This is a genomic window from Micromonospora parva (genome assembly GCF_040649675.1).
GTDB classification, from domain to species: Bacteria; Actinomycetota; Actinomycetes; order Mycobacteriales; family Micromonosporaceae; genus Micromonospora; species Micromonospora parva.
On record NZ_JBEZFX010000019.1, the window covers coordinates 59,672 to 71,786 of the forward strand.

Here is a 12,115-nt window from a genome sequence, read left to right on the forward strand (position 1 = left end):
CCGGCCTCGTGTGTCGTCAGCGGGACGACTCAGTGGTTGTGCTCGGCCAGCTGCTTGCGGACGTCGTCCATGTCCAGCGCCTCGACCTGCTCGATCAGGTTCTCCAGTGCGGACTCGGGCAGGGCGCCCGGCTGGGCGAAGACGATGACGCCGTCCCGGATCGCCATGATCGTCGGGATCGAGCGGATGTCGAACTTGGCGCCCAGCTCCTGCTGAGCCTCGGTGTCGACCTTCCCGAAGACGATGTTCTGGTGCTTCTCCGAGGAGCGCTCGTAGACCGGGGCGAACCGCTTGCACGGACCACACCAGTCGGCCCAGAAGTCGACCAGGACGATGCCGTCGTTGCCGGTCACCTCGTCGAAGTTCGCCGAGGTCAGCTCAACGGTTGCCATTGCACTCTCCGATCACCGCGGTTTATCTACGTCCCGTAGAACCAGGGCTGACCGTATCGAATTCCCGGGCGATGGGGCACGAAACGTGCTCGGGGCTGCCGGGGGGCGCTGCGGGTCATCGACGTACGTCTGTTCACACCCGAGCTGCGGATCGCAAGTGCACGACGCACTTGCGTGACCTGCGGTAATGGGAGCGTTTCCAGGGAGATCCACCCGATTGAGCACTACGAATCGGTAACTTGGGCATTGACAAGGAGGTATCCGGCCTGCAGAGATCGCTGATCAACCTCCGATTGGTGACGGAGAGTAATGTTACAAAAAGATAAATGTGACCGCGATCTCTGTTGAACCTACGCAGGCGTAGGGCAGAATTCCTCACATCAGAGCGTGGGCGGCGGGTGCCGGGGAGGGCCCCGCCGCTCATTGCGTCTCCCCCCGGGCGTGTGACAGGTGTGACATTTCCGCCGCCACCGCGCCCCGCCGGTCGCCTTAACCATCGGTAAGGCATGCTGTGCCGAACTCCATCGCCGCCCGTCGAAGGGACCAGCATGCAGTTCGGTCGCTACTACGAGGAGTTCGAGGTCGGCGCGGTCTACCGGCACTGGCCGGGCAAGACCGTGACCGAGTACGACGACCACCTCTTCTGCCTGCTCACCATGAACCACCACCCGCTGCACATGGACGCGCACTACGCCGCGACGGCCAGCCAGTTCAAGCGCAACGTCGTGGTCGGCAACTACATCTACTCGCTGCTGCTCGGCATGTCGGTGCCGGACGTGAGTGGCAAGGCGATCGCCAACCTGGAGGTCGAGTCGCTACGGCATGTCGCGCCGACCTTCCACGGCGACACCATCTACGGCGAGACCACGGTGCTGGACAAGCGTGAGTCCGGCTCGAAACCCGACCGTGGCGTGGTGTCCGTGGAGACGCGCGGCTACAACCAGGACGGCACGATGGTCTGCGTCTTCCGGCGCAAGGTCATGGTCCCCAAGCGGGAGTACGCGGAAGCTGCGGTGCCCGACGGCGTGGACCCCGAGCGGCCCAGCTTCCCCGAGCCGCGCTGAGCGTCGCGGCGGGCTCGACCGTCGCCGGACACCGGGCTCCTTCCCCGACCGCGGGTCTGCTGGGGAAGGGGCCCGGCGCCCGTCTCGGGGCATATGCTGACGCCGGAGGTTCCGATGAGCCACTCCGTAGCGGGAGAGCCGTCCTCTGCCGGCCGCCGAGCCACGCCCTTGACCACCGCTGTCTACTCCGCCGCCGAGTGGGATCTGCTCACCGGCCTGCCCGGCCGGGTTCTCGTGGCCGCAGCGGCGCCCGGTCCCGGCCGGATCGAGCGTGGGGTCACGGCGGGCCTGGCCGGCCTGGACGCCGTGGCCGCCGGCCGGGCCTCCGACAGTGATCTGGTCCGCGCGGTGGTCGCCGCGATCTACGCCCGTCACGACGGCCCCCCGCAACCCGCCGAGCGGCTGACCGACCTGGTGGACCTGCTGGCCGCCTGTCGGGCGGCGAGCCGGGTCCTCCGTCGGCGGGCCGACCCGGCCGACTCGGCCGCGTACCGCCAGTGGGTGCAGTCGGTCGCGGCCCGGGTCTGTCGCGCGGTGCCCGGCACCGGCGGGCGTCGGGTGGACCCACCGGCCAGCCCGGCGGACCGGCGCTTCCTGGACCGGCTCGGTGCCGCGCTCGACCTGGGCTGACCGGCAGGTCGTCGCGGCCGGCGCCGACGCGGTCCGTACCCTCTGATGACCGTGACCGACGACCAGCTTGAGGTGGGCGTGGGCCCCTGGCCGGGGAACCCACCGGACGACCCCCGTTACGACCCGCAGCTACTGGCTGAGGGGGACCGGCGCAATGTCGTCGACCGCTACCGCTACTGGCGGCATGAGGCGATCGTCGCCGACCTGGACCGGCACCGGCACGGCTTCCACGTCGCGATCGAGAACTGGCAGCACGACTTCAACATCGGCACTGTGGTGCGCAACGCCAACGCGTTCAACGCCGCCGAGGTGCACATTGTCGGACGACGACGGTGGAACCGGCGCGGTGCGATGGTGACCGATCGGTACCAGCACGTACGGCACCACGAGACGATCGAGGAGTTCGTCGCCTGGGCGGCCGGGCGGCACCTGCCGGTGTTCGGCATCGACAACCTGCCCGGGTCGCGTCCGCTGGAGACCGGCACCCTGCCACGCGACTGCGTGTTGCTGTTCGGCCAGGAGGGTCCCGGCCTCTCCGCGCCGGCCCGCGCCGCGTGCGACCAGCTCTACTCCATCGCCCAGTACGGCTCGACGAGGTCGATCAACGCCGGCGTGGCCAGCGGAATCGCGATGCACGCCTGGATCCGCGCGCACGCCGGCACGCCACCGGACTGACCCACGTACGGTGCCGAATCGGACGTTCCGGCTTGACGTGCCAGCGGTCCGGGGAGACGGTGGGGATGTGAGTGTCGCGGTGAGTTGTCCGAGATGCGGGGGCCCGGTACGGGCGCCGGATCTGATGAACACCGACTCAAGGTGTGTGCACTGCGGCCCGGTGCCGCCGCTGCACGTGCCCGAGCACATCGGAGCGGAGATCGTGGCGAGCGTGGTGGAACGGATCACCGCGACCGCCGACCCGCCGATGACGCCGTTGTGGTGCCCGTGGCCGCTGCCGCCCGGTTGGACACTCACCGGCGTGGCGTACGCCGGGGACGACCGGACGGGAGTGCGGGCGACAGCGTTGGCCTGCGCGGGCCCGGCGCCACTCGGCGGTGGTCCGGCCGATCTGGTCTTTGTGGCCGAGGAACCCGGTGTGGGTCTGGGCACCCGGCTCGCCGGTCTGACCGGCCCGGATCCGGGACCGGAGTTGGTCGACGCGCTGACCGACCCCGGATCGGGCCATCCTGACCACGTCGGACAGGCGAAGATCAAGGTCGGCGGGCACCCCACTCCACTGTGGTTGGTGAATTCGCCAACGGATCGAAGCGCGTACGCCGGCGAGGCTCGGGGAATGTGGCTCCATGCGATAGCCTGGCCGGCGAGTGCGGGTCACCTGCTCGCGGAAGATGTCGTGCTACACGACCTGACCGAGTGGACTCCGCCCGAGCTCGTGTACGGCGCACCGTCCCCGTATCTACCCGGGAGAGCTTGACAACTCTCCCGGATTGACGGAGAACGGACGCAGATATTCACTGTACGACACCACACTGATACTCTGGGTGCCGCTGCGGTAATGGGACCCGGCGCCGCGCGAGAGGATGGCCCGCCATGGTCAAGAAGGTCCTCACCTGGGCCGGAATCGCATTCTTGATCTTCTTCGTCGCCTACCGGCCAAACTCTGCGGCGGACGTGTTCAAGTCGCTCGGCGGCGGGATCATGGATATCGCCCAGGGCTTTGGCGACTTCTTCACCAGCCTCGTCGCCTAGCCGCCGATGGGCAGCCCCTCCGGTCCACCCTTCGACCCGGACGACCCCGACCGGGAGCGCCGCGAGCGCGACACCGAGCCGATCCCGCGGATCGGGCCAGATGACGGCCCGGATTACGGGGCCGGTCCCGGCCTGTCCGACGGTCCGTCCCTTTCGGACGACGTCGGCTACGGCGACGGGCCCGGCTATGCCGGTCAGGGTCGTTCCGGTCGGGGATGGATCCGGGATCCGGAGGCCGGTTACCAGCCGCCGCAGATCTCCGAGGACGAGCTGGCCGGGTTGCGCGCCGACGCGACCGGCTCGACCCCTCGGCGGGTGCTGCCACTGGAAGACGAACCCAGCTCGTTGGTGGCGCGCTACCTCTTCCCCACCGAGCGCTACCGCGGCGAGTGGAAGCGGCACTGGATCCACCTCACCAACCCGCTGTTGATCGGCATCGCGGCGACCTTCGTGCTCGGCTACCTCTCCGGCTTCCTCGCCGGCCAGGACGTCGGCGCGCTGACCACCATCGCCGTGCTGCTCTGGTTCGCGGTGATGGGGTGGGTGGCCTGGAAGGTCGCGGACTGGTGGTATGACCGTTTCATCCTGACCAACAAGCGGGTCATGGTGGTCAACGGCATCGTCACGCGCAAGGTGGCGATGATGCCGCTGGTCCGGGTCACCGACATGAAGTACGAGCAGACCCCGACCGGCCGGGCGCTCAACTACGGCACCTTCGTGCTGGAGTCCGCCGGTCAGGAGCAGGCGCTCCGCGAGATCAAGAACCTACCCAACCCGAACGAGCTCTACCTGCGCGTCGTCGAGGAGATGTACGAGCCGCAGGCGGTCGAGGCGCGGCTCGGCAAGGAAGCCGACGAGGCCAAGGCCGACGACGGTGCGTGAAGGTTTTTGACCGAACATCGGAGCAAGTGCGCACCTTTCGTCATGGACCGAAGCGCCTCTGACGTGGCACTCTGCCAGGACAGCAGGGGTGCGGAGGTGAGCGGTGGCGAGCAAGGACTCGTTGGAGGAGCAGTTCCGCGAGTTCGTCGCGGCCCGCTCCGCCGCGCTCCTACGCACCGCCTACCTGCTCACCGGGGACTGGGCCACCGCCGAAGACCTGCTCCAGACGGCGCTGACCAAGACCTACCTGGCGTGGAAGCGGCTCGGCGGGATCGAGGCCGTCGAGCCGTACGCCCGGCGTGTGATGGTCAACACCTCGACCAGTTGGTGGCGGCGGCGCTGGCACGGCGAACGCCCGACCGAGGTGCTACCCGAGCGGGCCGGTGTCGACGAGATCGAGCAGCAACTTGACCGCGACCTGCTCTGGCGGCATCTCCGGCAGCTACCCAACCGGCAGCGGGCAGTGCTGGTGCTGCGCTACTACGAGGACATGACGGAGGCGCAGACCGCCGCGCTGCTCGACATCTCACCGGGCACGGTGAAGAGCCAGACCTCCCGGGCGCTGGCCACGCTGCGGCGACGACTCGGCGCGGACGCGCCAGAACTCGCCGCCGCCGGCTTCGCCGGCCGGTCTGCTGCCGCCGGCCCATCTCCTGCTGCCGGGAGTCGATCGGGCGCCACACGTGCCGCTGGCCGGACGACAGGCCCGGACACCCGGACCGGGCAGCCCTCGGTCACCGATGCCACCGCCGCACCCAGGCCGGGGCGGTCGACTGGCCGACCCGCACCCCGCCCGGCCGCTCCGCGCCCCGCCGCGCCCCGTGCGATCACCCCGCAGGTCGTGCTGCCCACCGCCCCGGCGGCCGTGCCCGTCGGCACGGGCTCCGGGGAGCAGCAGTGATTGAACTCCCCGGCCGGCCCGACAACCTGACGGACGTCCCGCCGCGTTCATACCAGGTGCGGCCTGACGAGTTGGAAGGTGCGGTGCGGGAGAGCCTCTCGCACCAGGTCGCGCGTACCCGCCCACTGAGCGTCGATCCGGCGGGTCAGGCCATCCGCCGCGCGAACCGGATCCGGCGTCGACGCGCCGCAGCCGGCGTCGCCCTCGCCGCGGTCACCACCGTGCTGCTCAGCGCCGGCATCGCCCAGCTCGGCGCCGAGACCAGCCGGGACGGGGCCCCCATCGTGGTGATCGGTGACCCGGGCCCGACCAACCGACCGCTCCCGAAGGCCAGCATTCCCGGCTCCGCCCCCTCGCCCGAGACATCGGCCGCTCCGCCCGCCGGCGAGACGCTGGTCAGCGCCGCCGGGCGGCGACTCGTACTGCCCGACGTCGGGGCGGCCGAACGCGCCCAGCCACTGCCCAGCGGCAACGGTTGGCTGGTGGTCGGCGCGCCGACCACCGCGGGGCGCTCCCTGTGGGTGGTGCAGGACGACGGCCTAGTGCAGGTGCTGCTGGCCGGAGCGGGCGGGATCGTGCTGGCCCCGGACAGCCTCCAGGTCGCCTGGCGCGACGGCGGCGACCTGCTGGTGGCGGGCGTGGTCGGCACCCAACTCATCGGGGCGGTGCGCACCCCGGTGCCAGCGGGGGCGGAGCCCGTCCGATTCGTCGCCGACAGCGTGCTGGTCCGCCTCGACCCGACCGGCGCCGGTCACACCCTCTGGCGGCCCGGTGCGGGGCCGCTGCCCGACTTCCTCGACCGCAAGAGCCTCAACGTCTACGGGGAGCTACCCGACGGGCGGCTCGTCGGCCAGGTCGCCACCACCGATCCCAGCCGGACCTGCCTCGCCGTGCTCGCCCCGACACGGCGCCTGGAGCAGGTACGCACCGGTTGCGGTCCCGACCTGAGTCAGGACGGCGTCGGCGGCGTCTCGCCGGACGGGCGGTGGCTGCTGGTGAACGGACGGATCGGCGGCACCGACCGGTCCCTGCTGGTCGACCTGCACCGGCTCGGGCCGGCGGCGACCGCAGTGGCGGCCGGGCCGCCGATGACCGGGGTGGTCATCTGGACCGACGGGACCAACGCCTCCTACCTCGACGGCACCGGTCAGCTGGTCCAGCTCGACGTCGGCCAGGTGCGGGCGGGAAAGCCCGCCGGCCCCGCCGCGGTGCCCGGCGTGTCAACCGGTGACCAGCCGATCCTGGTGAAGGGCTTCTGACCCGGGCGACCCCATGTGAGCCGGGCTCGCTGTTTCCTCGGTAGCGTCGGGCGGTGACCTCGCGTACCGGCTCCGCCCCCCGGATCGACCTGCACGCCCACTCGACGGCCAGCGACGGCACGCTGACCCCGGCCGAGCTGGTCGGCGCGGCCTTCGACGCCGGGCTGGACGTGCTGGCGATCACCGACCACGACACCACCGCCGGCTGGGCGCCGGCAGTCGACGCACTGCCGCCGGGGCTGCGTCTGGTTCGCGGCGCGGAGTTGTCGTGCCGCTGGTCCGGCGCGCAGCCGGAGGTGCCGCTGCACCTGCTCGCGTACCTGTTCGATCCGGAGCATCCGGAGCTGGTGGCCGAGCTGGCCCGGGTCCGGGCCGCCCGGGAAGAGCGCGGCGAACGGATGGTCGCCCTGTTGCGGGCCGACGGCATCGACGTGAGCTGGCCGGACATCCTGGCCGGCGCGGGTGGCGGCACGGTGGGGCGTCCGCACCTCGCGCAGGCGCTCATCCGCGCCGGCCTGGTCGGCAGTGTCCGGGAGGCGTTCGGCCCGAACTGGCTGGGCGAGCGGTACCGGCTGCCCAAGGAGGACATCGACGTGTTCCGGGCCGTCCGACTGGTCCGGGCGGCCGGCGGGGTGCCGGTCTTCGCCCACCCGCGCGCCACCCGACGTGGCCGGGTGGTGCCCGACGAGCTGATCGCCGAACTGGCTGCCGCCGGGCTCGCCGGGCTCGAGGCCGACCACGAGGACCACAGCCCGGCTGAGCGGGAACACGTGCGGGCGCTCGCCGCCGAGTTGGGGCTGTTCGTCACCGGTTCCTCGGATTTTCACGGCACCCACAAGACCGTTCAGCTCGGCGCGTTCAGCACCGGCGTCGAGGCGTACGAGCGGATCGTCGCCGACGGGGTGACCGAGGTCGCTTCGGGCTGATCCGGGTATTTCGCCCATCGCGGCGCGGCTAGTTTGATCACGTGGATCTGAAGCTGTTCGGCGAGGTTTTCGTGACCCTGCTGGTGATCACCGACCCGCCGGGCATGATGCCGATCTTCCTGGCGTTGACCGGCCCGCTGCCCGCCCGCGACCGCAACCGGGCCGCCTGGCAGGCCGTCGCGTTGGCGCTCGGCGTCATCGTGATCTTCGCGGTGGCGGGGCAGACCCTGCTCGACTACCTGCACGTGGACCTGCCGGCCCTACAGGCGGCCGGTGGGTTGCTGCTGGTGCTCGTCGCCCTGGAGCTGCTGACCGGCAAGGCCGACGACCCGAGCCAGCAGGTGACCTCCAACATCGCGCTGGTGCCGCTGGGCACGCCGCTGCTGGCCGGCCCGGGTGCCATCGTGGCCACCATGCTCTTCGTCCAACAGGCCGACGGGCTGGGGGAGTTCAGCGCCATCGCCGTCGCGATCCTCGCCGTGATGGTCGCCGTCTGGATCGTCCTGCGCTTCTCCGGCGGCATCGTGAAGATCCTCCGGCCGGGCGGGATCGAGGTGCTGACCCGGATCGCCGGCCTGCTGCTGGCCGCGATCGCCGTGCAGCTCATCGCCGACGCGGTGGCCGCCTTCGTGACGCAGTACGTGAACATGACCTGACGGCACGCGCGCGATGTCGGGGGCGGATGGCAGGATCGCAGGCGTGCGACGATCCTCATCAGCAGGGCGGCCGGCGGCCGGCGGCCGGGCCCCTCGGCAGCGGGCCGGCGACGCCGAACAGCTCGGCTTCGAGGGCATGCCGGAGCGGCTGTTCGTCTGCACCCCGAGCAAACTCGGCGCGTACGCGGACTGCCCGCGTCGCTACCGCTACTCCTACGTCGACCGGCCCGCCCCGCCCAAGGGTCCGCCGTGGGCGCACAACTCGCTGGGCGCCAGCGTGCACACCGCCCTGAAGAACTGGTACGCGCTGCCCGCCGACCGGCGGCGCCCCGACGCGTTGGCCACGCTGCTCAAGGGCACCTGGGTCCGCGAGGGCTACCGCGACGACGAGCAGGAGCGGGCCGCCTACCGGCGGGCGTTGGGGTGGCTGGAGGCGTACGTCGAGACGCTGGAGCCGGATTCCGACCCGCTCGGTGTGGAACGGGTGGTGGCGGTCAAGACCGCCGTGTTGGCGTTCAACGGTCGCGCCGACCGGATCGACTCGCGGCCCGGGCCGGAAGGGCCGGAGCTGGTCATCGTCGACTACAAGACCGGTCGCAGCGGGCTGGACGCGGACGACGCCCGGGGCTCACAGGCGCTGGCGCTCTACGCGTACGCCGCCGAGCGGGTGTTCCGCCGACCGTGCCGCCGGGTGGAGCTGCACCACCTACCGACCGGCACGGTCGCCGGCCACGACCACACCGTCGAATCGCTGGCCCGACAGCTGACCCGTGCGGAAGACACAGCCCGCGACATCATGGCCGCCGAACGGGCGGTCGCCGACGGCGCCGACGCGGACGAGGCGTTCCCGGTGGCGCCCAGCCCACGCTGTGGCTGGTGCGACTTCCGGCGGCACTGCCCGGCGGGCGCGCAGGCCCCGGGCAAGGAGCCGTGGGCGGCCATGGACCGGCCGGCCGACGGTTGATCTCCGCCGGTCGGATCAGCCGGCCAGCGAGGCGGCGGCGTGCCGCGCGGCCCGCTCCTTGGCCGCCTGCATCAACGGCCCCTCCAGGTAGCGGCGGGGGACGGCGGCGAACGCCAGCCGCAGCGCGCGCACTGTCAGGTCCGCCGACATTGCTGTGGTCGATAGGCCGAGTCCCCCGTACATCCGGCGTGCCCACGTCGGCAGCAGCGCGAACGCCGTGCCGGCGATACCCAGGTACGCCCAGCGCGGCGGGCCCAGCGTGAGCCCCAACCGGACCGGCAGGCTGAGCTTCCACGGCAGTGGCGGGGCGGTGAGGAACACCGCCGTCTCGGCGGCCTCCCGGGTCATCCGCAACTGTGGCCGTACCGCCTCGTAGTAGTCAGCGACCTCGGCGGCGGTGCCCGGGACGGTGGCCGGGTCCAGACCGACCAGGGCGGCGGCGCGCCGCTGCTCGGTGTAGTAGCCGTCCACCTCGTCGTCGCTCAGCGGCAGCCCGGCCCGCCGGGCCGTGCTCAGGAACGACTCGACCTCCGTCACGTGCACCCAGCGCAGCAGGTCCGGGTCGTCGATCCGGAACTCCTCACCGGTGCGCGGGTCGGTGGCCCGCAGCCGGTCGTGAACGCGGCGCAGCCGGGCCCCGGCGGCCTGCGCCTCGGCGGTGGTGCCGTAGACGGTGGTCGCCACGTAGGTGGCGGTGCGGACCAGTCGACCCCACGCGTCGGTGCGGTAGTTGCTGTTCTGTGCGACCCCGGCCATGGCCAGTGGGTGCAACGCCTGCAGGTAGAGCGAGCGCAGGCCGGCGACGATCAGGATCGGCTCCTCGTGCACCTTCCACGTGACCGAACCCGGACCGAAGAGGCCGAGGTCATCGGTGTCCACCGCTCAAGACTGCCACGCTCGGATCGACCCCGCCGCGCACGTGCCGTCGGTGCCGCGCTCGGAGCACCGATCAGACGTCGGCGGAGCGGCGGGCCCGGCAGTCCGGGCAGAGGCCCCAGAAGGTCACTTCAGCCTCGTCCACCTCGAAGCCGTGCGCGATGTTGGGCTCCAGGCACGGGGCGCTGCCCACCGCGCAGTCGATGTCGGCGATCTCACCGCAGCCCCGGCAGACCACGTGGTGGTGGTTGTCGCCCACGCGCGCCTCGTAGCGGGCGGGACTGCCGGCCGGCTCGATCCGGCGCGCCAGCCCGGCCCCGGAACAGCGCGCCCAGCACGTCGTAGACCGCCTGGGTGGAGACCGAGTCGAGCCGTTCACGGACCCGGCGGGTGATCTCGTCGACCTCCAGATGGCCGCCGCCGGCCAGCACGTCGAGCACCGCGAGGCGTGGCCGCGTCACCCGCAGGCCCCTCGACCGCAGCAGCTCCTCGGTACCGGACACTCGCCAATGACAGCACGCCCGGCCTGCATCGACAACCGTCGCATGCTGCGGGTGGCCACCGACACAGCCAGGCAAGATCGGAAGTACGGCCCGAAGGATGAACCCGATCGACCCGGCGCGCGTGTGTCCGATCGAGAGCCGGGGGACGATCGGCGGACCATAGGCTGGCCGCCCCTGACCATGATCCACCTGGAGGGTTCGATGTTCGAGGAGATCCTGGGTCTACCGGTACACGTCCTGGTGGTCCACGCGGTCGTCGTGTTCGTGCCGCTGCTGGCGGTGCTCGCCGTCGCGTACGTGGGGCTGCCGCGGTGGCGCAGCCGGCTGGACTGGGCCCTGGGCCTCCTCGCCGTGGCCGCTCCGGTGACCGCCTACGTGGCGGTCAAGTCGGGTGAGGCGCTCACCGACGCGCTGGTGGCCCGCGGCTTCCAGGGACCGATCCTCGACCAGATCTTCGAGCACTCCCGCTACGGAGACATCCTGTTCCGCATCGTGCTGCCGCTCGGGATCGTGGCCATCCTGCTGCTCGTGGCGACAAGTGGGCATCCCCGAGTGCCGCGACTGCCCGCGCTGGTCACCCCGGTACTGGCGGTAGCGGCCGTGGCCCTTGCCATCGCCGCCCTGGTCTACGTCTACCTGACCGGCCACTCCGGCGCTGAGACGGTGTGGGGCACCACCCTTTAAGAGATCTTGGACAGCTTCCGTTCGGTGCTGACGGAAACTGTCCAAGATCTCGTGAGGGATAGCTGCGAGATGGGTTGTGCGGGGTTGGTGGCCGTGGCTGTGCGGCGGTACAACACCCAGGACCGGCGACTTCACCGCGGTCCAGCTTGCCGGGAACCTCCAACGGGGCACGAGTTGCTGGCCCTCTGGTGTGCGCCTCCAGATCTGCGGCCGCTGACTCGCGGCCCGCTGGGCTGCCGCCGCTGAGCTGCGTCCCTCTGGCCCGCGGCTCCTGGGCTGCGGCTGCCGGGCTGCGGCTGCCGGGCTGCTGCCCGGAGGGCGGGCATCAGAAAATGACTCGCGAGCAGAGCAGGCAGAGCAGAACCAGCAGCACCACGCCGGCCGCCGCGCCGAAGCCGTAGGTGACCCGCTGCGAACGCTGCTCGGCCGCGTCCAGGTCGACCATGTCCTGCGGGGGCAGTTGCCGCGGCGGCGCCGGCTGCAGATGTACGGGCGGACGCCAACCCGCCGGCGGCGGCACGCTCGGCGGCGGGCCGGAGTACCCACCGGGAGCGTGCCCGGCCGGTGGTGGTCCGGCGTGCCCGGCCGGTGGTGGTCCGGCGTGCCCGGCCGGTGGTGGTCCGGCGTGCCCGGCCGGTGGTGGTCCGGCGTGCCCGGCCGGTGGTGGTCCG

The 12,115-nt window shown here is 71.5% G+C and carries 15 protein-coding genes and 1 pseudogene; 12 read left to right on the forward strand and 4 right to left on the reverse strand.

The annotated features are described in order from the left end of the window. Positions 1-29 precede the first annotated feature (29 nt). Positions 30-392, reverse strand: coding sequence for a thioredoxin (gene trxA, locus AB0C03_RS31565; RefSeq protein ID WP_030329190.1), 363 nt, complete (start codon positions 390-392; stop codon positions 30-32). Positions 393-940: 548 nt separating this feature from the next. Here trxA and AB0C03_RS31570 point away from each other — a divergent pair. From AB0C03_RS31570 to AB0C03_RS31620, 11 genes are all read left to right on the forward strand, one after another. Further along, positions 941-1,456 carry a MaoC family dehydratase gene (locus AB0C03_RS31570; RefSeq protein WP_030329188.1) on the forward strand — a complete coding sequence of 172 codons (516 nt, stop codon included), beginning with the start codon at positions 941-943 and terminating at the stop codon, positions 1,454-1,456. 93 nt (positions 1,457-1,549) lie between these two features. Next, entirely contained in the window at positions 1,550-2,086 is a 537-nt protein-coding gene (locus tag AB0C03_RS31575) for a hypothetical protein (protein WP_357640889.1), read from the forward strand. A 51-nt stretch (positions 2,087-2,137) separates the two neighbouring features. Further along, on the forward strand, positions 2,138-2,761 hold the full coding sequence (locus AB0C03_RS31580; protein WP_357640892.1) for a TrmH family RNA methyltransferase: 624 nt from the start codon (positions 2,138-2,140) through the stop codon (positions 2,759-2,761). Between the two features lie 79 nt (positions 2,762-2,840). Then, on the forward strand, positions 2,841-3,518 hold the full coding sequence (locus AB0C03_RS31585; RefSeq protein ID WP_357640895.1) for a DUF6758 family protein: 678 nt from the start codon (positions 2,841-2,843) through the stop codon (positions 3,516-3,518). 116 nt (positions 3,519-3,634) lie between these two features. Next, the gene (locus tag AB0C03_RS31590; RefSeq protein ID WP_007455302.1) at positions 3,635-3,793 is read left to right on the forward strand and encodes a hypothetical protein; all 159 of its coding nucleotides are present in this window, start codon (positions 3,635-3,637) and stop codon (positions 3,791-3,793) included. A 6-nt stretch (positions 3,794-3,799) separates the two neighbouring features. Then, complete coding sequence (locus tag AB0C03_RS31595; protein ID WP_030329180.1) at positions 3,800-4,675, forward strand: PH domain-containing protein; 876 nt, start codon at positions 3,800-3,802, stop codon at positions 4,673-4,675. Positions 4,676-4,778: 103 nt separating this feature from the next. Beyond that, entirely contained in the window at positions 4,779-5,576 is a 798-nt protein-coding gene (locus AB0C03_RS31600; protein ID WP_030329179.1) for a SigE family RNA polymerase sigma factor, read from the forward strand. Continuing rightward, the gene (locus AB0C03_RS31605; RefSeq protein ID WP_357640900.1) at positions 5,573-6,835 is read left to right on the forward strand and encodes a hypothetical protein; all 1,263 of its coding nucleotides are present in this window, start codon (positions 5,573-5,575) and stop codon (positions 6,833-6,835) included. The genes AB0C03_RS31600 and AB0C03_RS31605 overlap by 4 nt, the downstream gene beginning before the upstream one ends. Positions 6,836-6,888: 53 nt before the next feature. Next, complete coding sequence (locus tag AB0C03_RS31610) at positions 6,889-7,761, forward strand: PHP domain-containing protein (RefSeq protein WP_030329177.1); 873 nt, start codon at positions 6,889-6,891, stop codon at positions 7,759-7,761. Positions 7,762-7,802: 41 nt separating this feature from the next. Further along, positions 7,803-8,417, forward strand: a complete 615-nt coding sequence (locus tag AB0C03_RS31615; protein ID WP_030329175.1) for a MarC family protein — start codon at positions 7,803-7,805, stop codon at positions 8,415-8,417. A 13-nt stretch (positions 8,418-8,430) separates the two neighbouring features. Further along, entirely contained in the window at positions 8,431-9,381 is a 951-nt protein-coding gene (locus AB0C03_RS31620) for a RecB family exonuclease (RefSeq protein WP_387217260.1), read from the forward strand. A 15-nt stretch (positions 9,382-9,396) separates the two neighbouring features. On the opposite strand, the gene AB0C03_RS31625 is transcribed toward AB0C03_RS31620, so the two are convergent. Further along, complete coding sequence (locus AB0C03_RS31625) at positions 9,397-10,260, reverse strand: oxygenase MpaB family protein (RefSeq protein ID WP_357640906.1); 864 nt, start codon at positions 10,258-10,260, stop codon at positions 9,397-9,399. A 70-nt stretch (positions 10,261-10,330) separates the two neighbouring features. Further along, positions 10,331-10,760 (reverse strand): annotated as a pseudogene (locus tag AB0C03_RS31630) (Fur family transcriptional regulator). A 201-nt stretch (positions 10,761-10,961) separates the two neighbouring features. Between AB0C03_RS31630 and AB0C03_RS31635 the strand changes: the two are divergent. Next, the gene (locus AB0C03_RS31635) at positions 10,962-11,444 is read left to right on the forward strand and encodes a DUF2231 domain-containing protein (protein ID WP_030329165.1); all 483 of its coding nucleotides are present in this window, start codon (positions 10,962-10,964) and stop codon (positions 11,442-11,444) included. 325 nt (positions 11,445-11,769) lie between these two features. Here AB0C03_RS31635 and AB0C03_RS31640 read toward each other — a convergent pair. Further along, on the reverse strand, positions 11,770-12,115 hold a 346-nt coding region (locus AB0C03_RS31640; RefSeq protein ID WP_357640908.1), incomplete at its 5' end, for a hypothetical protein.

Excerpts from the sequence above, each read along its gene's own strand:
- trxA (WP_030329190.1), bottom strand. The coding sequence starts at position 392 with ATGGCAACCGTTGAGCTGACCTCGGCGAACTTCGACGAGGTGACCGGC.
- AB0C03_RS31570 (WP_030329188.1), top strand. The coding sequence starts at position 941 with ATGCAGTTCGGTCGCTACTACGAGGAGTTCGAGGTCGGCGCGGTCTAC.
- AB0C03_RS31575 (WP_357640889.1), top strand. The coding sequence starts at position 1,550 with ATGCTGACGCCGGAGGTTCCGATGAGCCACTCCGTAGCGGGAGAGCCG.
- AB0C03_RS31590 (WP_007455302.1), top strand. The coding sequence starts at position 3,635 with ATGGTCAAGAAGGTCCTCACCTGGGCCGGAATCGCATTCTTGATCTTC.
- AB0C03_RS31595 (WP_030329180.1), top strand. The coding sequence starts at position 3,800 with ATGGGCAGCCCCTCCGGTCCACCCTTCGACCCGGACGACCCCGACCGG.
- AB0C03_RS31620 (WP_387217260.1), top strand. The coding sequence starts at position 8,431 with ATGTCGGGGGCGGATGGCAGGATCGCAGGCGTGCGACGATCCTCATCA.
- AB0C03_RS31635 (WP_030329165.1), top strand. The coding sequence starts at position 10,962 with ATGTTCGAGGAGATCCTGGGTCTACCGGTACACGTCCTGGTGGTCCAC.